Origin of the sequence: Dactylosporangium sp. NPDC005555, assembly GCF_040605635.1 — a bacterium.
Classification (GTDB): Bacteria; Actinomycetota; Actinomycetes; order Mycobacteriales; family Micromonosporaceae; genus Dactylosporangium.
The window spans coordinates 65466-89747 of record NZ_JBEXDG010000025.1 but is presented as its reverse complement, the minus strand read 5'-3'; the positions used below and the strand labels follow the sequence as shown (position 1 = coordinate 89747).

The 24282-nt window shown below is 72.7% G+C and carries 26 protein-coding genes; 18 read left to right on the top strand and 8 right to left on the bottom strand.

What is annotated here, in order from left to right; translation table 11 throughout:
• A complete protein-coding gene (locus ABZS58_RS26990; RefSeq protein ID WP_354785990.1) occupies positions 1-1677 on the bottom strand; it encodes an MFS transporter in 1677 nt (558 codons plus the stop codon).
• Positions 1678-1909: 232 nt separating this feature from the next.
• Here ABZS58_RS26990 and ABZS58_RS26985 point away from each other — a divergent pair, with 232 nt between their 5' ends.
• Positions 1910-2404: a flavin reductase family protein gene (locus ABZS58_RS26985; RefSeq protein ID WP_354785989.1), complete on the top strand. Its 495-nt coding sequence runs from the start codon at positions 1910-1912 to the stop codon at positions 2402-2404.
• A 356-nt stretch (positions 2405-2760) separates the two neighbouring features.
• On the top strand, positions 2761-3468 hold the full coding sequence (locus tag ABZS58_RS26980; protein ID WP_354785988.1) for a YcnI family protein: 708 nt from the start codon (positions 2761-2763) through the stop codon (positions 3466-3468).
• Between the two features lie 14 nt (positions 3469-3482).
• Here ABZS58_RS26980 and ABZS58_RS26975 read toward each other — a convergent pair whose 3' ends face one another.
• Entirely contained in the window at positions 3483-3992 is a 510-nt protein-coding gene (locus ABZS58_RS26975; RefSeq protein ID WP_354785987.1) for a hypothetical protein, read from the bottom strand.
• Positions 3993-4060: 68 nt separating this feature from the next.
• On the opposite strand from ABZS58_RS26975, the gene ABZS58_RS26970 reads away from it, so the two are divergent.
• Both ABZS58_RS26970 and ABZS58_RS26965 read left to right on the top strand, forming a co-directional pair.
• On the top strand, positions 4061-4915 hold the full coding sequence (locus ABZS58_RS26970; protein WP_354785986.1) for a LysR family transcriptional regulator: 855 nt from the start codon (positions 4061-4063) through the stop codon (positions 4913-4915).
• Between the two features lie 137 nt (positions 4916-5052).
• Complete coding sequence (locus tag ABZS58_RS26965; RefSeq protein ID WP_354785985.1) at positions 5053-6642, top strand: pectate lyase; 1590 nt, start codon at positions 5053-5055, stop codon at positions 6640-6642.
• Positions 6643-6783: 141 nt separating this feature from the next.
• On the opposite strand, the gene ABZS58_RS26960 is transcribed toward ABZS58_RS26965, so the two are convergent.
• Positions 6784-7236 (bottom strand): hypothetical protein, encoded by a 453-nt coding sequence (locus ABZS58_RS26960; protein ID WP_354785984.1) that lies wholly within the window; start codon positions 7234-7236, stop codon positions 6784-6786.
• Between the two features lie 52 nt (positions 7237-7288).
• Here ABZS58_RS26960 and ABZS58_RS26955 point away from each other — a divergent pair, with 52 nt between their 5' ends.
• Together ABZS58_RS26955 and ABZS58_RS26950 are read left to right on the top strand one after the other, a co-directional pair.
• Positions 7289-8236, top strand: coding sequence for a 5,10-methylenetetrahydrofolate reductase (locus tag ABZS58_RS26955; RefSeq protein WP_354785983.1), 948 nt, complete (start codon positions 7289-7291; stop codon positions 8234-8236).
• Positions 8233-9090, top strand: coding sequence for a phosphotransferase (locus ABZS58_RS26950; protein ID WP_354785982.1), 858 nt, complete (start codon positions 8233-8235; stop codon positions 9088-9090). Before ABZS58_RS26955 ends, ABZS58_RS26950 begins: the two co-directional genes overlap by 4 nt.
• Before the next feature lie 2 nt (positions 9091-9092).
• Here the strand turns inward: ABZS58_RS26950 and ABZS58_RS26945 are convergent, their stop codons facing one another.
• Together ABZS58_RS26945 and ABZS58_RS26940 are read right to left on the bottom strand one after the other, a co-directional pair.
• Entirely contained in the window at positions 9093-9812 is a 720-nt protein-coding gene (locus ABZS58_RS26945; RefSeq protein WP_354785981.1) for a hypothetical protein, read from the bottom strand.
• A gap of 35 nt (positions 9813-9847) precedes the next feature.
• Complete coding sequence (locus ABZS58_RS26940) at positions 9848-10417, bottom strand: hypothetical protein (protein ID WP_354785980.1); 570 nt, start codon at positions 10415-10417, stop codon at positions 9848-9850.
• A gap of 120 nt (positions 10418-10537) precedes the next feature.
• Here ABZS58_RS26940 and ABZS58_RS26935 point away from each other — a divergent pair, with 120 nt between their 5' ends.
• From ABZS58_RS26935 to ABZS58_RS26885, 11 genes are all read left to right on the top strand, one after another.
• Complete coding sequence (locus ABZS58_RS26935) at positions 10538-10945, top strand: cupin domain-containing protein (RefSeq protein ID WP_354785979.1); 408 nt, start codon at positions 10538-10540, stop codon at positions 10943-10945.
• Between the two features lie 20 nt (positions 10946-10965).
• A complete protein-coding gene (locus ABZS58_RS26930) occupies positions 10966-11712 on the top strand; it encodes an NAD(P)H-binding protein (protein ID WP_354785978.1) in 747 nt (248 codons plus the stop codon).
• Between the two features lie 61 nt (positions 11713-11773).
• Complete coding sequence (locus ABZS58_RS26925) at positions 11774-12217, top strand: RDD family protein (RefSeq protein WP_354785977.1); 444 nt, start codon at positions 11774-11776, stop codon at positions 12215-12217.
• A 67-nt stretch (positions 12218-12284) separates the two neighbouring features.
• Positions 12285-13925 carry a malonate decarboxylase subunit alpha gene (gene mdcA, locus ABZS58_RS26920; protein ID WP_354785976.1) on the top strand — a complete coding sequence of 547 codons (1641 nt, stop codon included), beginning with the start codon at positions 12285-12287 and terminating at the stop codon, positions 13923-13925.
• Positions 13926-13933: 8 nt separating this feature from the next.
• Entirely contained in the window at positions 13934-14830 is an 897-nt protein-coding gene (locus ABZS58_RS26915; protein ID WP_354785975.1) for a triphosphoribosyl-dephospho-CoA synthase, read from the top strand.
• A 1-nt stretch (position 14831) separates the two neighbouring features.
• Positions 14832-15134, top strand: a complete 303-nt coding sequence (mdcC, locus tag ABZS58_RS26910) for a malonate decarboxylase acyl carrier protein (RefSeq protein ID WP_354785974.1) — start codon at positions 14832-14834, stop codon at positions 15132-15134.
• A complete protein-coding gene (mdcD, locus tag ABZS58_RS26905) occupies positions 15131-16933 on the top strand; it encodes a biotin-independent malonate decarboxylase subunit beta (RefSeq protein WP_354785973.1) in 1803 nt (600 codons plus the stop codon). Before mdcC ends, mdcD begins: the two co-directional genes overlap by 4 nt.
• Complete coding sequence (locus tag ABZS58_RS26900; protein ID WP_354785972.1) at positions 16930-17640, top strand: phosphoribosyl-dephospho-CoA transferase MdcG domain-containing protein; 711 nt, start codon at positions 16930-16932, stop codon at positions 17638-17640. Before mdcD ends, ABZS58_RS26900 begins: the two co-directional genes overlap by 4 nt.
• Positions 17637-18575 carry an acyltransferase domain-containing protein gene (locus ABZS58_RS26895; protein WP_354785971.1) on the top strand — a complete coding sequence of 313 codons (939 nt, stop codon included), beginning with the start codon at positions 17637-17639 and terminating at the stop codon, positions 18573-18575. The genes ABZS58_RS26900 and ABZS58_RS26895 overlap by 4 nt, the downstream gene beginning before the upstream one ends.
• Positions 18575-19387 (top strand): alpha/beta hydrolase, encoded by an 813-nt coding sequence (locus tag ABZS58_RS26890; RefSeq protein ID WP_354785970.1) that lies wholly within the window; start codon positions 18575-18577, stop codon positions 19385-19387. The genes ABZS58_RS26895 and ABZS58_RS26890 overlap by 1 nt, the downstream gene beginning before the upstream one ends.
• A 60-nt stretch (positions 19388-19447) precedes the next feature.
• The gene (locus ABZS58_RS26885; RefSeq protein ID WP_354786030.1) at positions 19448-20614 is read left to right on the top strand and encodes an ABC transporter family substrate-binding protein; all 1167 of its coding nucleotides are present in this window, start codon (positions 19448-19450) and stop codon (positions 20612-20614) included.
• Positions 20615-20620: 6 nt separating this feature from the next.
• Here ABZS58_RS26885 and ABZS58_RS26880 read toward each other — a convergent pair whose 3' ends face one another.
• The 3 genes from ABZS58_RS26880 to ABZS58_RS26870 are packed head-to-tail and all read right to left on the bottom strand — an operon-like array spanning position 20621 to position 23627.
• A complete protein-coding gene (locus ABZS58_RS26880; RefSeq protein ID WP_354785969.1) occupies positions 20621-21094 on the bottom strand; it encodes a CoA-binding protein in 474 nt (157 codons plus the stop codon).
• A complete protein-coding gene (locus ABZS58_RS26875) occupies positions 21094-22410 on the bottom strand; it encodes an O-acetylhomoserine aminocarboxypropyltransferase/cysteine synthase family protein (RefSeq protein WP_354785968.1) in 1317 nt (438 codons plus the stop codon). Before ABZS58_RS26875 ends, ABZS58_RS26880 begins: the two co-directional genes overlap by 1 nt.
• Complete coding sequence (locus tag ABZS58_RS26870) at positions 22407-23627, bottom strand: homoserine O-acetyltransferase (RefSeq protein ID WP_354785967.1); 1221 nt, start codon at positions 23625-23627, stop codon at positions 22407-22409. The genes ABZS58_RS26875 and ABZS58_RS26870 overlap by 4 nt, the downstream gene beginning before the upstream one ends.
• 95 nt (positions 23628-23722) lie before the next feature.
• On the opposite strand from ABZS58_RS26870, the gene ABZS58_RS26865 reads away from it, so the two are divergent.
• A complete protein-coding gene (locus tag ABZS58_RS26865; protein WP_354785966.1) occupies positions 23723-24271 on the top strand; it encodes an OsmC family protein in 549 nt (182 codons plus the stop codon).
• The last annotated feature ends 11 nt before the right edge of the window (positions 24272-24282 follow it).

Here is a 24282-nt window from a genome sequence, read left to right as displayed (position 1 = left end):
CTAGAGCGACAGCGGCTGGTGGGACGGTGGGTGCCGCTGGAACGGGATGATGCCCTCGACCCGGTCGGGGCTGAGCTGGAGCACCTGGTCGGCGTCGACCGCGGTCGCGAGCAGCATCGCGATCGCGGTGGGGTCGGTGCCGGCGACCAGGACGACCGGGATCGTGCCCGCGTTGATCATGTCGGCGATCGCGGTCGTCTCGTGCGGGTGCGGCGGGGTCTCGGCGGTGATGGACAGCACGGTGTGCGCCGGCAGGTGCCGGCGCAGCCCGGCGACGAGCTGGAAGCCGAGGCCCGCGCCGCCCGTCGGGTTGGGGTCGGCGCAGACGACGGCGACCTCGTGGCGGGTCGCGAGGGCGGCGAGGGCGGCGGTGACGTCGCCGAGGTACGCGCGGATCCGCGGTCCCGACAGCGACACGATCGTGGTGGCGGCCTGCGACGTCTCGTCGGCCGGGGCGGGGAAGGCGACGGCGGCGCCGATCCAGGCGCGGCGGGCGCGGAGGCTGACGGCGCCGCTGACGGCCGCGCCGGCGAGGAGGACCAGCCCGATGCTGTACGAGCCTTCGATGCCGTGGACGGCGTTGAGCACCAGTCCCGGGAAGAGCCCGACGCCGCTGCCGAGCGCGCTGATCACGCCGGTGATGGTGCCGGCCTGCGCGGGCGGCGCGGTGCGGCCGATGAGCGCGAGCACGCTGCCGAATGCGGCGCCCAGCGCGACCGCGACGCCCGCCAGCGTCGGGGCCGCGACCCAGGCCAGCGGCGGGTCGAACGCCAGGATCAGCAGCAGCACGGCGAGCGCGGTGAAGCAGGTGCCGATCACGGCGGTGGGGGCGTGCCGCCGGCACAGCCAGCCGCCGAACGGCCCGGCGGCCGCGCCGACGCAGGCCACGGCGGCCGCCCCGAGCAGTGCCTGGGTCCAGCCGATGCCGTACACGCGGTGCAGGTGCGCCGGCAGGTACAGGTCGAGCGCGACGATCCCGCCGCACGAGACGCCGTACCAGACGGCCAGATAGCGCGTGACGGGCAGCCGCACCAGCGCGGTGACCGCCGGCCACCCGCCGGCCGGTGCGCCCTTCGGGGCGGGCCGGTCACGCAGGACGACGGCGGCCAGTGCGGCGTAGACGAGCAGCGAGCCGGCGAGGATCAGCAGCCCGTGTCCGCGGTCGACACGCATCGTCGCCTGGGCGACGATCCCGGCGGCCGCGCCCAGGCACATGCCGGCCGCGAAGACGCTGAGCGCGAGCCCGCGGCGCCCGGCCGGGACCGCCCGCACGACGCTCGCCGCAGCCGGTGGGAGCGCCGCACCGGCGACACCGATGGCGCACGCCACGACGATCAGCGCAGGCAGCCCGCTCTCACCGGCGGCGGCCAGCGCGAGCACCGCGAACGCCGCGGCGACGCTGACGGCCGGCAGCACCACCCGGGCGCCGAGGCGGTCGGTCAGCACGCCGATCGGGATCCGCAGGGCCACGCCGACGACGAGCGGGACGCTGCCGAGCAGGGCCCAGGTGCCGGCGGCCATCCCGAACCGCTCTCCGAGCGGCGGACCTATCGGACCGATCAGCACCCAGGTCCAGTAATGCAGCACGTATCCGGCGACGGCGACCGTGAGGGTCAGGCCTGGCCTGACCTTCGGCGGCGCCGCCGCGCCCGCGGGCTGCGCCAGTTGCGTCAGCATCGACGGTCCTCGCTGCCTGCTCGTGCCATCCGCCCCGACCCCTCACGCGACGCTGGAACGGTCCTGATGGACCTCACCGCCCTCAACGACCGGACCGCGTCGCCAGTTACGGACCCGTCCCGGATCGGCGCGACGATCTTCCATCGGCCCGTGGCCTGGAAACTAATCCTATTGAAATAGTAGGGTTTTTGATAGACTGATCTGAGCCGCGGCGACGAAAGGCAGGCCATCGATGAGCTCGCACACGGTGCTGCACCCCACCGACCTGCGCCGGGTCTTCGGCGCGTTCCCGACGGGCGTCACCGCTGTCGCCGCGTTCGTCGACGGGGTGCCCGTCGGGCTCGCCGCCAGCTCGTTCACGTCGGTGTCCCTGGACCCGCCGCTCGCCTCGGTGTGCATCGCGAAGACGTCGACGACGTGGCCCGTCCTGCGCCGCGCGGAGCGTCTCGGCGTCAGCGTCCTCAGCGCTGGTCAGGAGCACCTCGGCCGGCAGCTCAGCTCCCGCACCGGCGACCGCTTCACCGGCGCGACCTGGCGGGCCAGCAACTGCGGCGAGATCCTGCTCGACGGCGCGTGCGCGTGGCTGGACTGCAGCATCGAGCGCGAACTTCCCGCCGGCGACCACGACATCGTCCTGCTGCGCATCCACGACCTGCACGCCGACCTCGGCGCCGAGCCGCTCGTCTTCCACCGCAGCGCCTTCGGCCGTCTCCACCGCGCCGCGTAGGCACCCCCGGCGTCCTCGACGCGTGATCGGGGACGCCGGTGAGTATCGGGGGCCGGCCGGGTGGGAGCAGATCCACGACCGCTGGACGGTGGCGTTCCCGCCGATCCACCTGGACGTCCTGGTCGCGGCCGAGGCGGCGGCCCTGGCGCTGGTCCTTCCGACGGTGGCGTTCCCGCCGATCCACCTGGACGTCCTGGTCGCGGCCGAGGCGGCGGCCCTGGCGCTGGTCCTTCCGCCTGTGCGCCCGGCCCGGCTGACATCGGCCCGGGGGATCCGGAGAAGTCGCCGGGAACTTCGTGGCCCGGTGCGACGACTACCCGATGCCCCACTCCGCCGACTCCGAGGACTGCCGAATCATGCGTCTCATCCGCCCGGCCCGCGCGCTTGCCGCCCTGGTCGCCGCCGCCGCCGGCGCGCTCGCCCTTCCCGCCGCCGCGTCCGCGCACGTGACCGTCAACCCGGGCACCGCCACGCAGGGCGGCTACACGAAGGTGACATTCCGGGTCCCCAACGAGAAGGACGCCGTGAGCACCACGAAGCTGGAGATCGCGATCCCGACCGACAAGCCGATCGCGTCGGTGTCGCTCAAACCCGTCCAGGGGTGGACCGCCGTCGCGGAGAGCTCCAAGCTCGCGACCCCGGTCAAGACCGACGACGGCGAGATCACCGACGCCGTCTCGAAGATCACGTGGACGGCGACGGCCGGCGCGGAGATCAAGCCGCATCAGTTCCAGGAGTTCGACGTGTCGCTCGGGCCGCTGCCGGTCGCGGACCAGATCGTGTTCAAGGCGCTGCAGACGTACTCCGACGGCGAGGTCGTGCGCTGGATCGACGAGCCCGCCGCCGGTGCGGAGGCCGAGCACCCAGCGCCGGTCCTGAAACTGGCGAAGAAGGACGCGACGGCGCCGGCGGCCGTCACGGGCGCCGCTCAGGATGCCGCCGACACGGCGAACGACGGCCAGACCGACGGCACCGCGATCACCGTCGGCGTCGCCGGCCTCCTCCTCGGTCTGGCGGCGCTCGTCGCGGCCGTCCTCGCGTACCGCCGCACCGCCCGGACCTGACGGCTACGCCATCGCTACACCAACGCGACGCCGAGGCTGCGCAGGATCGCGGCCTCGGCGGCCGGCCAGGTCCCGACGTGCTGGACCCACGCCGGCGCCGGTGCCGGCTGCGGACCGAACAGGAACCGGTGCGCCACGATTCCCCGCAGCGCCTGGTGTACGTCGAGCTTGTCGTCGACGAAGTGGGTGATGCCGAGTTCGGCGCAGTGCCCGGCCTTGTCCGCCCGCTGCAGGCAGAAGCGGAGGTGCTCGCGCGGGATGCCGGTGCGCGCGACGCAGTCGTGGTGATCGAGCCACTGGCGGGTGTGCCGCTGGACCCGCTCGCCGCACTTGGAGACCAGCCACACCTGCTCGAACCGCGGCGCGAGCCGGGCCAGTGCCTCGAACGCGCCGGGCACGGCCGGCGTGGCGAGCATCTTGGCGGTGTCGCCGCTGAAGAACTGGGTGTCGCCGCCACCGGGGGCGGTGCCGCCGATGATGACCCGGCCGATGTCGACCCCGAGTCGGATGCGTGCTGCGTTCATACGTCCAGCCTGGTCGCGCCGACGATAGAACAGAACTATTCTTGCCGCCGCTCCTATAGTTTCTGCCTATGACCGTCTCGCCGGACGCCCTCGCCGCGTTCGTGGTGTTCGCCGACCATCTCAACTTCACGCGCGCCGCGGCGCAGCTGCGGATCTCGCAACCCGCCCTGCACGTGAAGATCGGCAAGCTGGCGCGTGCGCTGGGGCGGCCGCTGTATCACCGCGCCGGCCGGCGGCTCGCGCTCACGCCGGACGGTGAGGCGGTGGCGCGGTTCGCCCGCGTGCACGACGAGCGGCTCGCGCAGTTCCTCGCCGAGTTCGCCGGCGACACGCCGCGGCGGCCGGTCGTGCTCGCCGCCGGTCAGGGCGCCTACCTGTACCTGCTGGGCGACACGATCCGGGCCGTCCTCGCCGACGGGCCGACCCGGCTCCGCCTGATCAACTGCGACCACCGGCAGATGCTCGCCGCCGTGCGCACCGGCCTGGCGCACGTCGGGGTGAGCGTCCTGGACGTCGTGCCGGAGGACCTGACGGTCGCCGAGCTGGCGACCTTCCCGCAGATGCTGTTCGTGCCCGAAGGGCACCGGCTGGCCCGTCGGGGCACGGTCGCGCTGCGCGATCTGGAGGGCGCGGCGCTGGTCGTACCGCCGCAGCACCGGCCGCATCGGGTGCTGCTGGAGCAGGCGTTGCGGGCCGCCGGGACCGACTGGACGGTCGCCGTGGAGGCGGAGGGGTGGCCGCTGATCGCGCAGTTCGTCGCGCTCGGCGTGGGGCTGGCGGTGGTCAACGGCTGCGTGCCGCCGCCGGTGGGGGTGGTCGCCAGGCCCGTCGCGGACCTGCCGCCGATCACCTACCACGTGGTGCATCAGCCGGCCGCGACGGACGATCCGCGGGTGGCGGACCTGCTGGAGCGAATCCTGTAATTTTCACGATTCCGAATTCCTGCAACAAACCTGCACATCAGAACCCTTGTCGTGGAGGAAAGCGCTTTCCTAGTATCGGGTTCCGTCGATGCTGAGCGGCGCCGCCCCGCCCTCGCACTTTTTAACGGAGGTTTCGCATGACTCCCCAAGGAACCCACCGCCGACCGCGGCTCGCGCTGCGGGCCGGTGTGGCCGCGGCCGCCACCGCACTCGCCGGCACCGCGATCGGCGTGGCCCTCTCGGCACCTGAGGCCGCCGCGGCCACCGGTGGCGTCACCGGCTACGCGACCCAGAACGGCGGGACCACCGGCGGTGCGGGCGGGCAGACGGTCCGGGCCACCACCGGCACCGCCATCCACACCGCCCTGTGCAACCGGGCCAGCAGCAGCACCCCGATCATCATCCAGGTCGAGGGCACGATCAACCACGGCAACACGACCAAGGTCTCCGGCAGCAGCTGCAACACCGCCGCCGACAAGATCGAGCTCAAGGAGATCAGCAACGTCACGATCATCGGGGTCGGCGGCGGCGCGGTCTTCGACCAGCTCGGCATCCACATCCGCGACTCGAGCAACATCATCATCCAGAACGTGACGGTCAAGAACGTGAAGAAGTCCGGCTCACCCACGTCGAACGGCGGCGACGCCATCGGCATGGAGAGCACCGTGCGCAACGTCTGGGTCGACCACGTGTCACTCGAGGCGTCGGGCGGCGAGTCCGCGGGCTACGACGGCCTGTTCGACCTGAAGGACGACGTGCAGTACGTGACGCTGTCCTACAGCACGCTGAAGAACTCCGGGCGTGGCGGGCTGATCGGCTCCAGCGAGACCGACCGCGGCAACAGCTTCATCACCTTCCACCACAACGGCTACTCGAACCTGGACTCCCGCACGCCGCTGCTGCGCGGCGGCATCGCGCACATCTACAACAACTCCTACGTGACCCTCAACGAGTCCGGCATCAACTCCCGGGCGGGCGCCCGCGCGCGGGTCGACAACAACTACTTCAAGAACTCCAAGGACGTGCTCGGCACGTTCTACACCAGCGAGGCCGGCTACTGGCAGGTCAGCGGCAACATCTTCGACAACGTGACCTGGTCGGCCAAGGGCACCGACAACAACCCCGCGGGCCCGAACCCGACGTCGAACACCAGCGTCAGCATCCCGTACAGCTTCGCCCTCGACCCGGCCAGCTGCGTCCCCGACGTGGTGAGCCGCACCGCCGGCGCCAACAAGGGCCTGCAGGTCTCCAACGGCAGCTGCACCCCCACCAGCCCGACCGGCGGCCCCACCTCCGCCGGTCCGACCTCGCCGCGTCCGTCGTCCGCCTCGCCGACGCCGTCGTCTCCCGGCCCGACGCAGGGCGGCACCAACCTCAGCATCGGCGCCGGCTCCGACGGCTCCAGCAAGGGCGGCGGCACCAGCTACGGCGACGTCCGCGACGGCAACATGAGCACCTTCTGGTCACCGGACGGCACCACCGGCTCCATCTCCATCAAGTGGAGCGCCGCCACCGCGATCTCCCGCGTCAACATCCGTGAGGCGTCCGGCTCCACCGGCGTCATCCGCAACTGGCGCCTCCTCAACGGCGACACCGGCTCGGTCCTCGCCTCCGGCACCGGCGCGGGCGTCATCACCTTCACCCGCACCTCGATGAAGAAGGTGACCTTCGAGATCACCAGCGCCACCGGCACCCCGAAGGTCGCCGAGTTCGAGACCTACGCCTAGTTTCCTGACGGGGGCCGGACATCCGGCCCCCGTCCTGGACCGGCCTTCCGGCCGTCTGTGCCGACGAGAACGGCACCGTCGACCTCCACCCGGGGACCTGCGGCCCGCACGAGGCCCACGTCGTGGCGTCCCCGCTGCAGCTCAACCGCCGGCCCCGCCGCGACGCGCGTGCCGGGGGCCGGCGCCCCGCACCGCGGCGGCCGCCCCGGCCGCGACGAAGAGCAGCGGCATCGCCGCGAGCCAGAAGCCGTTGAACGGATGGTCGGGCCAGACCTTGGTCGCCTGCCCGGAGCTCACCCGCCCCCGGCCGTAGCCCCGCCGGTTCCTGTTGGTCCCTTCGAGCTCGACGCCGGCGATGAACGTGCCGTCGTCACCGGTGAAATCACCGCGGCAGACATCGCCGTAGCTCCCGCAGCGCACGTTGTCGATCCGCCCTGCGATCCCGCGGGACGCTCGCATCCCCTCGATCTCGTGCGGCACGAGCCTGACGACGAACAGCACGCCGACGCCCACCACCAGTGCGCCCACCAGCACGATCAGTGACCACATGGCACCCACGTCGGCCCACGTGTCGGACCGCCCGTGCCTCGCCATGCCACCATGATCCGGCATCGTCCGCGCGGAGCAAGGCTCGTAAGGTGGTGGCATGCCTGGAACCGTGCCGCGCCCCAGTCTGCAGGAGCTGCTCGCCGAGGCGCGGCCCGGCGTGCTGCTGTTCAGCCTGACGCCGCCGCGGCGCAGCGAGACCGAGGAGCGGGTCAAGGAGATCGCCGCGGTCACCCTGGACCGGCTCGCCGGGCTCGACCTCGACGGCCTCATCCTGTACGACATCGACGACGAGTCCGACCGTAACCCTGACGCGCGGCCGTTTCCCTACCTGCCGACGATCGACCCGGCCCGCTATCACGCGGAGCATCTCGGGGCGTGGGACCGGCCGGCGGTCATCTACCGGTGCGTCGGCAAGTATCACGAGGACGACCTCGCCGACTGGCTGCGAAGCGCCGACCCGCGCCGGGTCCTCGGCGTCTTCGTCGGCGCGTCCTCGGGCGACAAGTCGGTGCGCACCGACATGCGTCGCGCCCACGCGGTCCGGCAGGAGGTCCGCCCCGACCTGCCGCTCGGCGCCGTCGTCATCGGCGAGCGCCACGCCCGCGGCGGCGACGAGCACCTGCGCATGCTGGCCAAGCAGGAACGCGGTTGCACGTTCTTCGTCTCGCAGGTGGTGTACCACGTCGACGAGACCAAGAACCTGATCTCCGACTATTTCTACGAGTGCCGGGAGCGTGGCATCCCGCCGCGCACGGTCGTCTTCACGCTGTCCCTGTGCGGCTCGCTGAAAACGCTGGAGTTCGTCCGGTGGCTCGGCGTCGACGTGCCACGCTGGCTGGAGAACTCGATCCGCTTCGCAGGCGACCCGCTCGCCGAGTCCTACCGCCAGGCGATGAGGATCGCCAGGGACCTCGCCGACTTCTGCGAGCACCTCGGCATGCCGTTCGGCTTCAACGTCGAGAGCGTCTCCATCCGCCGTGCCGAGATCGACGCCACGATCCACCTGGCGTCCGACGTCGCCGCCCTGCTGCGCGACGCCCGGTGACCGACGAACGACACCCAGCCCCGACAACCGACGAGCACCGCCCCACCCCGCTGATCGAAGAGCGGCACCTCGACCCGGCGACCGGCGAGCAGCGGCTGGCCGGTGGGTTCGACGGTGGTGCGGTGCGGGTCGGCGACACCGTCCGGCGCGCCGCTGGGGTGTGGACGCCGGCGGTACACCTGCTGCTGCGGCATCTCCAGGACGCCGGCTTCGACCGGGCGCCGCGCGCGCTCGGCATCGACCACCAGGGCCGGGAGGTGCTGTCGTTCCTGCCGGGCGAGGTCGTCGGCGCGGCGCGGCCGTGGCCGGCGTGGGTGCACAGCGACGACGCGCTGCGGCAGGTCGCCGGATGGTTGCGCGACTTCCACCGCGCCGCCGCGTCGTTCGTCCCGCCGGCGGACGCCGTCTGGCGCGACGGCTCCACCTGGCGGCCGGGCCTCATCATCGGGCACAACGACGCCGCACCCTACAACGCGGCCTGGGCCGGTGGGCGGCTCACCGGGTTCTTCGACTGGGACTTCGCCGCGCCCGCCACCGCCGAGGACGACCTGGCGTCGGCGGCGTTCGCCTGGGTGCCGCTACACGCCAGGCACGTCGTGACGGCGGAGGGATTCACGGCGTTCGCCGACCGGCCGCGGCGCCTGCGCCTGTTCCTGGACGCCTACGGCCACCCCGGCCCCGCCGGCGACTTCGTCGCGGTCGTCCGCCGCCGGGTCCTCGCCAACGTCGACACCATGCGGCGCGCCGCGGCGGCCGGCGACCCCACGTTCGCGCGGATGGTGGGGCACGGGCTCGACGCGACGCTGCGGACGGCCGCCGACGAACTCGCCGGTTCCACCGATTTCGCCGCCTGAGCTCACACGGCCAGGAGCCGGTCGAGCAGGTGGTGATACTGCAACACGGTGTCGCGCATGCCCTCGGTGCTGTCCGACGACCTGGCGCCGGTGCGCTCGAGCTGCTCCTCGCGGTCGTGGACGCTGTCGGACAGCGACCGCATCGCGTCGTCGACCAGCTGCCGGGCCTCGGTGACGCTGCCGCGTGGGTCCTCCACGAAGTGCGTCTGCACGTCGTGCCAGCGGTGCCGGAACTCATCGGCCTTCCCGCTGTCCCAGATGCTCAGATCCCGGATGCCTGACACCTCCTGCCCCTGCCCGCGCGGCTGCTGGATGCTCTCGTCCCTCTGGGCCGCGATGTCTCTCGCGTCCCCGCTCGTGGACCCGCGGGCGTCCTCACCAGTGATGTCGCCCGTGTATCCACGGACGTCCTCACCAGTGGTGCCGCCCCTGTCCCCGCGGGCATCCCCGCGGGTGGTGTCGCCCTGGTAGCCACGAGCCTCGCCGCCGGTCCTGTCGTCGCCCGTGTATCCACGGGTGTCGGCGGTGTCGCTTGCAGCGCCGCGGGTGTCGCCAGTGGACTCACTGGTGGTGCCGCGACGCTCGCCGCCGCCGGTGGTGTCGCTCTGGTAGTCACGGGCCTCGTTGCCGGGGGCGGTCTGCGGCGTCTGGGACGCCTCGCGCGCCTGCTGCCGTCGCCGCTGGACTGCGGCCGGGTCGATCGGGCTGTCGTCACGCATCACGATCGCCTTCCTGTTGATCCTTGAGTGCCCCTGTCTCAGCCGTGCCGGGGGATCGGCCGGCCGCCGCCCGACGAGTCGCCGAGCAGATCGGCGAACAGCGAGCGGTAGTGCATCAGCGCCTGACGGAGCTGCTCCGTCGACGCCTGCCCGCGCTCGTTCACCTTGTTGATCTCGTGCGCGTCGCGGTAGTGGCCGAGGGTCTCGGCGTGGTCGACGCTGAGGTCCTGCACCTGCTCGTCGAAATCCCCGGTCGGATACCCGCGCTCGTGCATCACCTTGGTCACGAGCTCGTCGGCCTCTCGGGTCGCGGCCTCCGGCTCCTCCACGAAGTGCGCCTGCATGCGCTCCCACTGCTCGGAATACCGCTGACGCTGCTGCGGATCGAGCTCCTTGAGCTGCAGGTCGGCGTGGCGCCGCTCCCGCTGCTGCAGGTCGCGCTCGGCCGCCCGGCGGTTCGGCTGCTCGCCGACGGCACGGTCATATTCGGGTCCGAACCGTTGCTGGAGCGCCGCGGTGCGGCGGTGCCGCCCGACCGCGGTCGCCACGACGGCGATGACGATCAAGACGAGGACGATGACGGCGAAAAGGGCTGCGGTTGAGGACATCACTGATCCTTCCGAAGGAGCCACGCCCGACGCTACTGCGCCACGGAAGCGACGACCTCACCCTTTTGACCCTGGCCGAAAGACGGGTGTGGGCGCGGCGCGGCCGGGTAGACGCGCGGCATGAGCACTCGACAGCAGACCAGATCCGACGCGTGGCGGTCGGCGGTCACCGTGGTCCAGGAGGCCCACGCGCCCGCCGCTCCCGCCGGCGCGCACGCCATGACGGTCGTCGTGGAGTACCCGCCCGGGGATCCCGGCGCTCCCCCGCACCGGCACGCCGGACCCGCGTTCGGATACGTCCTCGAGGGCGAGATGGTGTTCGAGCTCGAAGGCGAGCCGCCGCGCGTCCTCAGGGCCGGCGACGCGTTCTGGGAGCCGGGCGGCGACGTCATCCACTACCAGGACGGCAACCACCGTCACGACGTCCCGGTGCGCTTCCTCGTCACCATGTTCTGCGCGCCGGGGCAGCCGATGCTCACCCTCGTCGACGACGAGGAACTCGCCCACCGCGCGGACCGTCGCGCCTGACTCGGGAAGGCAGGAACATCATGCATATCGCCGTCATCGGCGGGACCGGGCTCATCGGCTCGCAGGTCGTCGACATCCTCACCACGCGCGGCCACCGCGCCGTGCCGCACTCCAAGGCGACCGGTCTCGACCTGCTCACCGGCAGCGGCGTCACCGAAGGCCTGCGCGGCGCCGACGTCGTGGTCAACCTGATCAGCTCGCCGACGTTCGACGAAGCGTCGCCCGCGTTCTTCCGCACCACCACGGACAACCTGCTGATGGGCGCCGTCGCCGCGGACGTCGGCCACGCGGTCATCCTGTCCATCGTGGGCGTCGACCGGATGCCGAACATCCCCTACTACCGGGCGAGGGCGCTGCAGGAGGACATCCTCAAAGCGGGCCCGGTGCCGTACTCGATCGTCCGCGCCACGCAGTTCTTCGAGTTCGTCGACACGGTGCTGTCGTGGACCAGCGACGACCGCACCGTGCGGCTGCCGACGACCCCGATCCGGCCGATCGCCGCCGCCGACGTGGCCAGGGCCGTCGCAGACGTCAGCATGGCCGCCCCGCTGCGCGGCACCGTCGAGGTGGCCGGACCCGACGTGTTCACGCTCGACGAGCTGGGGCGGATCGCGCTCGCCGCGCACCACGACGACCGGACCGTCGTCGTCGACCCGGACGCGGGCCTGTTCGCCGCCGTGCCGGGCGACGCGCTGCTCCCCCGGCCGGGCGCCGTCATCGCACCCACCAGGTTCCAGGACTGGTCGGCCCGCGTCGGCGTCCGCTGAGACCACGGCAAGGCGGCCAGGCTCCACCGGAGGCACACCATCGCCTGCGAGAATCCACGTCGTGGAGGGCACGACCAGCTCGGCGGGTGAGCCGGCGACCATCGGGGACCGGTTCGTGGCGCGGCTCATCGACACGGGGGTGCTCGCCGGGGCGGTGCTCGTGCTCGTCCTCGCGCTGCAACTGGTCGGCGGGGGCAGCCCGGCGGCGGTGATCCTGGCGTTGCCGGCGGTCGCTGTCCTGTGCGGCTACGAGTTCTTCATGATCGGCGCGTACGGCGAAACCTTCGGCAAGCGCGCCATGAAGCTGCGCGTGGTGCGCGAGGACGGCGACGCGGCCGGGTGGGGTGCCGCGTTCGGGCGGGCGTTCATCCCGGCCGTCGCCGGCTGCCTGTCGTGCGGGATCGGCGGGTTCCTGTGCTACCTGTCGCCGGTGTTCGACGCGGGGCCGTGGAAGCGCGGCTGGCACGACACGGCCGCCTCCACCGTGGTGGTGTCCACCCGCTGAAGATGGTGCGGCGCAACGGGATCCGCGCAGTACGGTGGGAGCTCCCTCTGACAGGCGGTGAAAGCCGATGGACAGGATCTGGGACCGGCGGCGCACCGGGAAGCGGGCCCGCCTCGCCGCCGCCGCGGCGCACACCGGCGGCAAACTGATCCACCCGGAAGCGCTGCGCCGGGTCCTGGAGGCCGTCATCCACCCGGGCGACACGGTGGCCCTGGAAGGCGACAACCAGAAGCAGGCGGACTTCCTGTCCCGCACCCTCGCGGACTGCGACCCGGGGCGGCTGCACGACCTGCACATGCTGATCGGGTCGGTCTCCCGCGCCGAGCACCTCGACCTGTTCGAGCGGGGTCTCGCGTCGAGACTGGATCTGGCGTACGCCGGGCCGCAGAGCGTCCGGATGGCGCAGCTGGTCGCGGACGGCACGGTCACGGTCGGCGCGATCCACACCTACGTCGAGCTGTACGCGCGCATGCTCGTCGACCTGAAGCCGGACGTCGCGCTGCTGTGCGCGTCCGCGGCCGACGAGCACGGCAACCTCTACACGGGAGCGAACACCGAGGACACGCCGACGATCGCGGAGGCGACCGCCTTCCACGACGGCGTGGTCGTCGTCCAGGCCGACGAGATCGTCGCGGCGGGAGCGCTGCCACGGGTCGACATCCCCGGCGACTGGGTCGACCTGGTCGTGCGGGCGGACCGGCCGTTCTTCCTCGAGCCGCTGTTCACCCGCGACCCGAGGGCGATCGGGCCGGTGCAGATCCTGCAGGCGATGATCGCCCTGCGTGGCGTCTACGAGCGGCATCAGGTGGTGTCGCTCAACCACGGCGTCGGGTTCAGCACCGCCGCGATCGAGCTGATCCTCCCCACGTACGGTGAGAGCCTCGGCCTCAAAGGCAGCATCTGCCGGAACTGGGCGCTGAACCCGCACCCGACGCTCATCCCGGCGATCGAGTCCGGATGGGTGGAGTCGGTGCACTCCTTCGGCGGCGAGTCCGGCATGAACCGCTACGTGGCGGCGCGGCCGGACGTGTTCTTCACCGGCGCCGACGGGTCGCTGCGCTCCAACCGGGTGCTGTGCCAGCTCGCCGGGCAGTACGCGATCGACATGTTCATCGGCTCGACGCTGCAGATGGACGCGCGCGCGAACTCCTCGACGGTCACCGAAGGACGGCTGTCCGGGTTCGGCGGCGCGCCGAACATGGGGCACGACCCGCACGGCCGCCGGCACGCGACGCCCGCCTGGCTGGACCTGCGCCACGGCGACGGCGCCGACCTGCGCGGCCGCAAGCTCGTCGTGCAGATCGCGGAGACGTTCCAGGGAAGCGGCACGCCGACGTTCGTGGAGTCCCTCGACGCCGTCCAGGTCGGCCGGGACGCTGGCATGCCGGTCCCGCCGGTGATGATCTACGGCGACGACGTCAGTCACGTCGTCACCGAGGAGGGCGTCGCCTACCTGTACAAGGCGGCGTCGCTGGAGGACCGCAAACAGGCCCTGGCCGCGGTCGCCGGCGTGACCCCGCTCGGCCGCGGCGCCGAACCGGGCGAGGTGGAGCGCCTGCGCCGCGACGGGCTCGTCGCGCTCGTCCAGGACCTGAAGGTCGACCCGTCGCTGGCGACCCGGGAGCTGCTCGCCGCCCGCAGCATCGGCGACCTCGTCGCGTGGTCCGGCGGCCTGTACGAGCCGCCGGCCCGCTTCCGGAACTGGTGAACCCCACCATGGCCGTCGAGGCTCGCGGTGTCGTCGCCGCCGGGCCGGACCCACTGGGCCGGCTCGCGTGCCGCGCCCTGCGTGAGGAGGCGCTGCTGACCCCGAAGCCCGGTCTCGTCGACCGGCGCGGCGGCGGCGCGCACCGCGACATGACCCTGCCGATGCTCCTCGCGTCCGCCGAGGCGCTCGCCGGGCCGGTCACCGCGTGCGCCGCCGCGGCCGTGGCGCTGCCGCTCGGCCCGGACCTGCGCGCCGAACTCGGCGTGATCGGCCGGGACGGCGAGCGGCGGATGCTCGACACGACCGGCGGCGTCAACACCCACCGCGGCGCGCTCTGGGCGCTCGGCCTCCTCGCCGCGGGGCTCGCCGCCACCGGCACGATCGCCGGGGCCTCCACGTTCGCGGCGACGCTCGCCGCGATCGACGACCCGGCCGCGAGCCGGCCGCCGCCGGACGGCGCGCCCGGCGCCGCGGCCGGTGGGCGGCCGCCGTCGCACGGGGACGAGGCCAGGCGGCGGTTCGGGGCGGCCGGGGCGGTCGGCGAGGCCCGCCGGGGCTTTCCGCACGCGGTCCGGGTGGCGTTGCCGGCGCTGTGGGCGGCCCGGTCGGCGGGCCTCGACGAGGCGACCGCCCGCCGGGACGCGCTCCTCGCCTCCATGAGCCGGCTCGAGGACACGTGCCTGCTGCACCGGGGCGGGCCGGCGGGGCTCCGGGCGGTGCGTGACGGCGCCGCGGCGGTGCTGTCCGCCGGCGGGACCGGGACCGGCGCCGGCGCGACCGCACTCGACCGGCTCGACCGGCACTGCCGGCTGGCAGGACTGTCCCCCGGCGGCAGCGGCGATGTGCTGGCGGCCGCGCTGTTCATGGACGCGGCGCGGCACCACCGAGCGGAAGGGCGTCGCTGACATGCGGACCCTGCATTTCACGTTTCCGGCGACGCTACGAGCCGAGCGCCGCGTCCACGTCGGGGTCGTCGGCTCCGGCGATCTCGAGGTCCTGTTCGAACCCGCCGCCGGGGGCACCGCGACCGTCCGGGTCCGCACGAGCGTGGACGGGTTCGACGAGGTGTGGCGGTGCGCGCTGCAGCGGTTCTTCGCGCGTATGCCGGTGCAGGGCTCCTGGGAGCTCAACGACGCGGGCGCGACACCGGCGCTCGTCACGCTGCGCCTGCACCAGGCGGCGGCACAAGCGGGCGGGGAGGCATCATGAGCGAGACGACCGCGCAGGCGCTCGGCGCGACCGGCGAGCGGGGCGTCGACTGGCGGCGGGTGCTGCACCGGCGCGGCTTCCTGGAGCTCGACGCCCTCGCCCGTGCGGAAGCGCTCGCCGACGACGGCAGCCTCCGCGTGCTGTGCGGCCCGTTCCGCCGCATCGAGTCGCCGTGGCTGGCACCGCAGGACGTGACACCGCAGTCCGACGACGGGGTGGTCGTCGCTCGCGGAACCGTCGGCGGCGCGCCGACCGTCGTCGTCTCGATCGAGCAGGCGTTCCAGGGCGGCGGCGTCGGCGAGGTCTCCGGCGCGAAGATCGCCCAGGCGCTGCGCCTCGCCGCCGCCGACGGCCGCGCCGGCACCCCCGTGGCCGCGGTGCTGATGCTGGAGACCGGCGGGGTCCGCCTGCAGGAGGCGAACCTCGGCCTCAACGCGGTCGCCGAGATCTGCGCCGCCCTGCTCGAGCTGCGCCCCCTCGCACCGGTCGTCGGCGTCGTCGCCGGGCCGGTCGGCTCGTTCGGCGGGCTCAGCATCGCCACCGGCCTGTGCACCCGCGTCATCGTCACCCCGGAGGCCCGGATCGGGCTCAACGGGCCCGCCGTCATCGAGCAGGAGGCCGGGGTCGAGGAGTTCGACGCCGGCGACCACGACCTGATCTGGGCCGTCGACGGCGGGGAGCAGCGCCGCCGGACCGGCCTCGCCGACGCGCTCGTCGTCGACGACGCGGACGCCCTGCGCGACGCGGTCCGCGAGGCGGTGGCCGCCGGGGTCGCCAGGCCCGGCGCGCATCGCAGCGAACGCCTGGACGTCCTGGACGCCCGCCTCGTCACGATCGACCCGGCCGCCCCACCCGACCCGGCGCGGCTGCCGGAGCTGTGGGGCGACACGTATGACGTGCCGCCCGGCTCCGGAGCGCACGACCCCCCGCGCCCCGGGGACGCCGGCGCGGGTGGCGCCGGCCCGCCGCGGCACGGCGGCACCCGCACGTCGATGCGGCCCGGCAAGCGGGGCACGACCTGGATCACCGCGCTCGCCGGGACGGCACCACAGGCCGTGATCCCGTCGGTGCTGCGCGCCGACACCGGGGACGCCACCTGGCTCGCCGTGGTCCCCGACCCCGGCAATCCGTACTACCGGGCCAGGCAGGGGCAGGTCGGCGTCACCGAGTGCGCGGCCTTGGCACGGACGCTGCGGGCCGTCATCGAGCAGGACGCCGGACGCGACGTGCGGCGGGCGATCGTCGCGGTCGTGGACCTGCCCAGCCAGGCGTACGGGCGGATCGAGGAGATGGCCGGGCTGTACCAGGCGATCGCGGCCGCCGTGGACGCCGCCGACGCCGCCCGGGTCGCCGGGCATCCCCTGGTGACCCTCGTCGTCGGGCGGGCGCTGTCCGGCGGGTTCCTCGCGCACGGCCTGCAGGCGGCGCAGATCCTCGCCCTCGACGCACCCGGCGTCGAGATCCACGCCATGCACCGGGAGGCCGCAGCGAAGATCACCCGGCGGACCGTCGACCAGCTCGACGTCCTCGCCCGCACGATCCCGCCGCTGTCGTACGACGTCCGCGACTGGGCGACCCTCGGCTTCTGCGACGGCCTGCTGAGCGTCACCGACGCCGACAACCCCACCGTCGAGGACGTCGACGCCGTCGCCGCGGCGGTCCGCGACGCCGCCGGCCGGGCCAGGTCCGGCCCGTCCGACCTGTCCAACCGGCTCGGCTCCGCGCAGGCGGAGCGGGTCCGCGCCGCGTCCAGGGCGGTCCGCGACACCCTCGCCGCACAGTGGCAGGAGCAGCGATGACCGCCCGGACGCACGACCTGCTGCGGCTCACCGACCCCGCCGCCGTGGTCCCTGCCGCCGCACCGCCGTGGGTCGCCGAAGCGCTCGAAGCCGTGCCATGGGTGGTCGTACGCCGCGGCGCCGCGCCGAACGGGCACCTGGCCGTCGGTGTCCGCGGACCGGAACGGCATCAGCGGCACGCCGCGTGGGTCCGTGCGGGGGACGTGCGCTGCGTCGTCCGGCCGGAGCAGCTGCGGCCGCCCGACGACCCGGGACGGGACCGCACACCCGCCCTCGCCGCACTCCGCGCGATCGGCCCGGTCCTCGACGGGTCCGGCCCCGCCTGGTCTCCCACCGGCGGCAACGGCCTAGACCTGAATCCGACCGGCGGCAACGGCCTCGACCTGAACGCCACCGGTGGTACCGGCCACGACCTGAACGCCAGCGGGAGTGCCGGGCCCGGCTGGGGGCCTACCGGCAGCGCCGGGTTCGAGCTCGCCACCGGCCACCCCACCACGACGGACGCCAGCGACCTCGACGTCATCATCCGCCGTGACACCATCCCGACCGCGGTGTGGGCCGCCGAACTGCGGGACCGGCTGCCGGCCGGCGTCGACTGCCTGATCGAGACGCCCGCCGGGGGTGTCGCTCTCGCCGAGCTCGCCGCCGGTCCTGCCACGGTGGCGTTGCGCACCGGCGACGGTCCCCGCCTGGTGCGCGCGCCATGAGCATCGCGCTGCTGTTCCCGGGGCAGGGCGCTGCGCAGCCGGGCATGCTGCGGCGCCTGCCGGACACGCCTGCCGCGGCTCGTACCCGCGACGAGGCGGCAGCCGTCATGGCCGTCCCCGACACGGCCGGCGCGCTGCGGTCGACCACGAACGCCCAGCTCGCACTCCTGGTCGCCGGGGTCGCCACCGCGCGGGCGCTCGTCGACGACCATCGTCTGCCGGTCGAGGCGGTCGCCGGGCACTCCGCCGGGGCGTTCGGCGCCGCGGTCCTCGCCGGTGTCCTGGATCTCGGCAGCGCGATGCGGGCCCTCCGGGTCCGCGGCGACGGCATGGAACGCGCCTGCGCCGGCGGCACGTGGGGGATGGCGGCAGTGCTGGGACTCGGCCGGGCCGCCGTGCAACGGATCGTCGACGACGCGTCCGCCGCGGCGGGTCCACTGTGGATCGCGAACGTCAACGGCGCCGACCAGATCGTCGTCAGCGGCACGCGGGCGGCGCTGCACGCGTTGCGCGAGCGCGCCGCGGCGGCGGGGGCCCGCGACGTCACCGCCCTGGACGTCGCGGTCGCGTCGCACGGGCCGCTGCAGGCCGGCACGGCACGCGCCGTCGCCGATGACCTCGCGCGAACGCCGCACGGCGAGCAGCGGCGCGCGTACTTCGCCGGCACCACCGGCCGTCGGATCGCCGCCGACACCGGCGCGGTCCTCGACGACCTCGCCGGGTCCGTCATGCTCCCGGTCCGCTGGCTCGACGTCCTGCGGCTCATGCCCGAGACGGGGACGACGGCCACCGTCCAGGTGCCGCCCGGCCGGGTCCTGACCGTCCTCGCCGACCGCGCGTGTCCACAAGCGACCAACCTGGCGGTCGACGACCTCGGCGTCGCCGCCACCGTGCACCGGCTCCGTCATGGCTCCCCGCTCGCAGGAGGTACGTGATGAAGACCCTCGCTTCGCTCGCGACGCTGATGGCCCTGCTGAGCCTCGGCCTCTCCGCCGGACCGCTGGCCGCGCCGGCTCCCGTGAAGGCATGCGCCGCCAAACCCGTCGTCGTGCTCGTCCACGGCGCCTGGGCCGGCACATCCAGTTGGACCGGGGTGCTCGAACGGCTCCAGCAGCAAGGGTACGTGGTGCGCGCCTACGCCAACCCGCTGCGCGGCCTCACCGGCGACGCCGCGGACCTGGCCGCGTTCCTCAAAACCCTCGACGGCCCGATCGTGCTGGTCGGGCACTCCTACGGCGGGTCGGTCATCACCAACGCCGCCGCGAACGACCCCGACGTCAAGCAACTCGTCTACGTCGACGCCGCCGCACCCGCCGTCGGCGAGAACACCGGGCAGCTCAGCGGCCGGACCTCCGCGCTCGGCGCGGACCCGGCGACGCTCTACGACCAGGTGCCCAACGGCGTCGATCCCGAGCTGTACCTGAAGAAGGCCGTGTTCCTCAAGTCGTTCGGGCCCGACCTTCCGGGGCCCGTCGCCGGCGGCCTGTGGGCGGGTCAGCGGCCCGCGGCGAAGAGCGCGTTCACCACCCCCTCGAAGGCGGCGGCGTGGAGGACGATCCCGTCGTGGTACGTCATCGGCACCGCCGACAGGATCATCACGCCGGAGTCGCAGCGGGCGATGGCGAGCCGCGCCCACGCCAAGGTCCTCGACGTGCCGGGCGGCTCGCACCTGACGCTCATCTCGCAGCCGCAGCCCGTCGCCGACCAGATCCTGGCCGCCGCGGAGGCGACCTGCCCGCCGTCGTGACGCACCCGCAACGGCACCGACGAGCGCTTCCAGGTCGCCGACACCACCGGGTACGACACGATCACCGCCGTCGAGCGCGGCGCCGACGACCGGACGGTGAAGGTGACGTTCATGGCGCCATACGCGGACTGGCAGGCGCTGTTCGACCCACTGCTGCCCGGCGCCGCGCTGGACACGCCGGAGGAGTTCAACACCGGCTGGATCGAGAAGATCCCGGTGTGGGGCGGCCCTTGGAAGCTCGGCACCGCCGACAAGACCGCGCAGACGATCACCGTGGTCCCGAACGAGGCGTACTGGGGAACGAAACCGCTGCTGGACTCCATCGTGTTCCGCGCGCTGGACGCCACGGCGATCACCGAGGCGTACCTCAACAACGAGATCGACCAGGCGCCCGGCCGGGACCCGGACGCGTACCGCCGCGTCTCCGGCGCCGCGAACACCGTCATCCGTACCGGCGGACGCTGGGACGAGACGCAGCTGACGGTCGGCCGCAACGGCCCCCTCGCCGACGAGCGGGTCCGTCAGGCCGTCGCCAACGCGATCGACCGCACCGCCCTGGCGGCGGCCCAGTCGGCGGGGCTACCGTTCAAGGTCAACACGATCGGCAGCCACTTCTTCATGCCGAGCCAGGACGGGTACCGCGACAACAGCGGCGAGACCGGCGGCTTCAACGTCGCGAGGGCGAAGCAGCAGCTGGACCAGGCCGGGTGGGCCTCGGCGGCGGACGGCAGGACCCGGACGAAGGCCGGCGCGGCGCTCAAGCTCGTCTTCGTCGTCAACTCCCGCGGCAGCACCGACCTGCCGCAGCTGATCCAGAACATGCTCGCCCAGGTCGGCGTCGAGGTCGAGCTGCGCAAGGTGCCCAGCAACGACTTCTTCGCCAAGTACGTGAACATCGGCGCGTTCGACCTGACGTACTTCCGGCAGGTCGACAACATCTACCCGTCGCTGCTGTTCCCGGTGTACCGCAGCGACGGTGAGCAGAACTACGGCAAGGTCGGCGCGCCGGAGATCGACAAGCTGCTCGACCGGGCCGGCGCCGAGACGGACCGGGCCAAGGCCGTCGAGCTGCTCAACCAGGCCGACGTGCTGCTGTGGAAGGCGGGGCACTCGGTGCCGCTGTTCCAGACGCCGCAGATCTCCGCGGTCCGGCCGGGGCTGGCCAACTTCGGCGCCTTCGGCCTGCGCGGCGACCGCCAGTACGCGGACGTCGGCTGGATCTCGTAACGACCGCTATTGCAGGCCGCCGCGGACGGCCGTGATCCGTTGGGTGTTGAAGCCGAGCCAGTGCATGCGGCCCACGTACCGGGCGTGCTCGACCTTCAGGCACCTGTCCATGATCACGGTCAGTCCGCCGTCCACGGCGATCTGCGCGCCCTCGGCGTTGATCACGCCGAACTGGGTCCACAGCGTCCCTGCCCCGATCGCGACGGCGTCGCGGGCGATGCCGGGCAGCGCGTCCGGCGCCCGGAACACGTTGACGATGTCCACTGGCACCGGCACGTCGGTCAGGCTCGGGTAGCTGGTCTCGCCGAGGATCCGCGGCTCGCGTGGGTTCACCGGGATGACGGTGTAGCCGTGCCGCTTGAGGTAGTAGCCGACGAAGTGGCTGGCCCGCAGCTCGTTGCCGGACAGCCCGACGACGGCGATCGTCTTCGCACCGTGCAGCACGCGCTGGATCGTCAGGGGATCTTGGTACTGTTCCATCAGCCGCCTGCCTTGACGTTGGCGAAGCCCTGCTCGAGGTCCCAGATCAGGTCGTCGACCGACTCGGTGCCGACCGACAGCCGCACCGTGCCGGGCGCGACCCCCGCCGCTGTCAGCTCGGCGTCGCTGAGCTGGCGGTGCGTGGTGCTGGCCGGGTGGATGATGAGGCTCTTCGCGTCGCCGACGTTGGCCAGGTGCGACCACAGCTGCACGCCGCGGATCAGGTCCTGCCCGCCGTCGCGGCCGCCGGCGCACTCGAAGGAGAACACCGCGCCCGCGCCGAGCGGCAGATACTTGTCCACCAGCGGACGGTAGCGGCTGCCCGGCAGCCCCGGATAGGTGACGTTCGACGCGAGCTCGTGCGACTCCAGGAACGCGGCGACCTTGCGGGCGTTGGCGACGTGCCGGTCCATCCGCAGCGACAGCGTCTCCAGGCCCTGCAGGAACAGGAACGCGTTGAACGGCGACAGCGCCGCGCCGAGGTCGCGCAGCGTCTCCGCGCGGAGCTTCATCAGGTATCCGTACGTGCCGAACGTCTCGTGGAACTGCAGCCCGTGATACGCGGGCGACGGGTCCGCGATCACCGGGAAGCGTCCATTGGACCAGTTGAACGTGCCGGCCTCCACGACGACGCCACCGATGCTGGTGCCGTGCCCGCCGATGAACTTCGTCGCCGAGTGGATGACGATGTCGGCGCCCCACTCGATCGGGCGGCACAGGTAGGGCGTGGCGAACGTGTTGTCGACGATCAGCGGCAGGTCGTGCTCGTGCGCGATCCGGGCCAGCGTCTCGATGTCCAGGACATTGCCGGACGGGTTGCCGATCGTCTCGCCGAAGAACGCCTTCGTGTTGTCGCGCACCGCCGCGCGCCACGCGTCGGTGTCGTCCGGGTCGACCCAGGTCACCTCGACGCTCATCTTGCGCAGCAGGTGCTTGAACTGGTTCACGGTGCCGCCGTACAACGCGGACGACGACACCACGTGGTCACCCGGCTGCAGGAGGGTGAACAGCGCCGCCGCCTGTGCCGCGATCCCGCTGGCGAACGCGACCGCGCCGCTGCCGCCCTCGAGGTTGCCGATCCGCTCCTCGAACACCGCGACGGTCGGGTTCATGATGCGGCTGTACGTGTTGCCGTACTCCTGCAGGTTGAAGTACGCCGCGGCGGACTCGGGGTCCTCGAAGACGTAACTGGTCGTCTGGAAGATCGGCACGGCCCGCGCGCCCGTGTTGGGGTCGGGTCGCTGCCCGGCATGCAGCTGCCGGGTCTCGAAGCCGAACTCGCGGGCCTCCTCGGCCCGCAGGGGCTGGTCGGTCACGGTGCCTCTTTCTCGTCCTTGTTCCCGGCGCTGTGCAGGAACGCCTGGATGATCGGCGTCTGGCGGGCCTCTTCCAGCAGGAAGCAGTCATGCCCGTACGGCGCGTCGATCACGTGCAGCTCGGCGGGCTTGCCGCTGTGGTGCAGCGCGTCGTGGATCTCCTGCGACGCCACCGGCGGGTACAGCCAGTCGGAGGTGAAGGCGATCAGCAGGACTTCTGCCTGGACGCCCTCGAGCGCCCGCTGCAGCGACCCGTCGCCGTGCTGCCGGGCCAGGTCGAAGTAGGTCAGGGCGCGGGAGATGTAGAGATACGTGTTGGCGTCGAACCGGCGCACGAACGTCTCGGCCTGGTGCCGCAGGTAGCTCTCCACCTGGAACTCGGCGCCGGTGATCGTGTAGCGGATGTCGCCTGCGGACTGCAGCCGCCGGCCGAACTTGTCGCCCATCGACGCCGCCGACAGGTAGGTGACGTGCCCGACCATCCGGGCCACACCCATCCCGGCGTCGGGTTTCCGGCCGGTGCCGTAGTAGCGGCCGTCCTGCCAGTCGGGGTCGCGCAGGATCGAGTCACGGGCGATCGCATTCCACGACAGGCCCTGCGGGTGCAGCGCGTGCGTGCTGGCGATCACCACGATCGCGTCGACCTGGTCAGGATACGACACCGCCCACTGCAGCGCCTGCATCCCGCCGAGCGAGCCACCGGCGACGGCGGCCAGACGCTCGATGCCGAGCACGTCGAGCAGCGCCCGCTCGGTCCGGACCATGTCAGCGACGGTGATCACGGGGAAGTCGGCGCCATACGGCCGGCCCGTCCCAGGGTCGAGCGACGACGGGCCGGTGGTGCCGCCGCAGCCGCCGAGCAGGTTCGTCGACACGATGAAGTAACGGTCCGTGTCGAACGCCTTGCCCGGCCCGATCATCCCGTCCCACCATCCGAGACCCTTGCCGGCGGAGCCGTCGCGGTCCTCGGCGCCGAAGCCGTCGCGGGTGCTCTCGCGCGGCTTCGCCGACCGCCCGGCGGCGTGCGCGTCGCCGCTGAGCGCGTGGCAGACGAGGATCACGTTGTCCCGCGTGTCGGACATCCGGCCGTACGTCTCATATGCGACACGGACGGGCAGCTCACGGCCGCAGTCGAGCGGGACCGGCGACGGCAGGTCGGCATACTGTGTCTCGACGACGCCGACCGAGCCGGCCGCACGGGTCGAGGCTGAAGTCATGGTGGCGATCATAGCCGTCGCCAGGAAGCCGATGTACTGTCAACCATCCCGATGGGGATTATGGCTGTTTGCTGTTTGAGAGGGGCGTCACCTTCATGACCACGGTTGAGAACGGCGTCAACGTGCAGGCGCTGCTCGATGCGCGCACCGCACTGCAGAGCGCACCCGAGGCCGCGCAGTTCACCTGGCGCGCCACGTCCAAGTGGGACCACGGCGTGCACAGCACCACCCGCGTCCAGCAGTTCTACGGCCTCGGCCAGGAGCAGAGCCACAAGACCGAGTCGGTGTTCGACGCCGACCACCCGGCCGTCTTCGCCGCCGAGGACAACGGCATCACCCCGATCGAATACCTGCTCGTCGGCCTCGCCGGCTGCCTCACCGCCGGTGTGGCGTCCGTCGCGCAGAACCGCGGCATCCAGCTGCGCTCCGTCGACGCCGTCGTCGAGGGCAAGCACGACATCCGCGGCATCCTCGGCGCCGACAGCGACGTCCGCAACGGCTTCAACGACATCAAGGTGACCTTCACCATCGACGCCGACGCGTCGAAGGCGGACATCGAGGCGCTCGTCGCCCAGTCGCAGAAGCGTTCCGCGGTCTTCGACGCGCTCACCAACCCCACCGACGTCACGGTCGAAGTGGCCTGAGGATCCTCTCC

Coding starts and splice junctions, on each gene's coding strand:
- ABZS58_RS26970 (WP_354785986.1), top strand. CDS start 4,061: ATGACCGTCTCGCCGGACGCCCTCGCCGCGTTCGTGGTGTTCGCCGAC.
- ABZS58_RS26890 (WP_354785970.1), top strand. CDS start 18,575: ATGAAGACCCTCGCTTCGCTCGCGACGCTGATGGCCCTGCTGAGCCTC.
- mdcA (WP_354785976.1), top strand. CDS start 12,285: ATGGACAGGATCTGGGACCGGCGGCGCACCGGGAAGCGGGCCCGCCTC.
- ABZS58_RS26975 (WP_354785987.1), bottom strand. CDS start 3,992: ATGAACGCAGCACGCATCCGACTCGGGGTCGACATCGGCCGGGTCATC.
- ABZS58_RS26915 (WP_354785975.1), top strand. CDS start 13,934: ATGGCCGTCGAGGCTCGCGGTGTCGTCGCCGCCGGGCCGGACCCACTG.
- ABZS58_RS26870 (WP_354785967.1), bottom strand. CDS start 23,627: ATGACTTCAGCCTCGACCCGTGCGGCCGGCTCGGTCGGCGTCGTCGAG.
- ABZS58_RS26930 (WP_354785978.1), top strand. CDS start 10,966: ATGCATATCGCCGTCATCGGCGGGACCGGGCTCATCGGCTCGCAGGTC.
- mdcC (WP_354785974.1), top strand. CDS start 14,832: ATGCGGACCCTGCATTTCACGTTTCCGGCGACGCTACGAGCCGAGCGC.
- ABZS58_RS26960 (WP_354785984.1), bottom strand. CDS start 7,236: ATGGCGAGGCACGGGCGGTCCGACACGTGGGCCGACGTGGGTGCCATG.
- mdcD (WP_354785973.1), top strand. CDS start 15,131: ATGAGCGAGACGACCGCGCAGGCGCTCGGCGCGACCGGCGAGCGGGGC.
- ABZS58_RS26955 (WP_354785983.1), top strand. CDS start 7,289: ATGCCTGGAACCGTGCCGCGCCCCAGTCTGCAGGAGCTGCTCGCCGAG.
- ABZS58_RS26985 (WP_354785989.1), top strand. CDS start 1,910: ATGAGCTCGCACACGGTGCTGCACCCCACCGACCTGCGCCGGGTCTTC.
- ABZS58_RS26940 (WP_354785980.1), bottom strand. CDS start 10,417: ATGTCCTCAACCGCAGCCCTTTTCGCCGTCATCGTCCTCGTCTTGATC.
- ABZS58_RS26895 (WP_354785971.1), top strand. CDS start 17,637: ATGAGCATCGCGCTGCTGTTCCCGGGGCAGGGCGCTGCGCAGCCGGGC.
- ABZS58_RS26880 (WP_354785969.1), bottom strand. CDS start 21,094: ATGGAACAGTACCAAGATCCCCTGACGATCCAGCGCGTGCTGCACGGT.
- ABZS58_RS26865 (WP_354785966.1), top strand. CDS start 23,723: ATGACCACGGTTGAGAACGGCGTCAACGTGCAGGCGCTGCTCGATGCG.
- ABZS58_RS26900 (WP_354785972.1), top strand. CDS start 16,930: ATGACCGCCCGGACGCACGACCTGCTGCGGCTCACCGACCCCGCCGCC.
- ABZS58_RS26990 (WP_354785990.1), bottom strand. CDS start 1,677: ATGCTGACGCAACTGGCGCAGCCCGCGGGCGCGGCGGCGCCGCCGAAG.
- ABZS58_RS26980 (WP_354785988.1), top strand. CDS start 2,761: ATGCGTCTCATCCGCCCGGCCCGCGCGCTTGCCGCCCTGGTCGCCGCC.
- ABZS58_RS26965 (WP_354785985.1), top strand. CDS start 5,053: ATGACTCCCCAAGGAACCCACCGCCGACCGCGGCTCGCGCTGCGGGCC.
- ABZS58_RS26935 (WP_354785979.1), top strand. CDS start 10,538: ATGAGCACTCGACAGCAGACCAGATCCGACGCGTGGCGGTCGGCGGTC.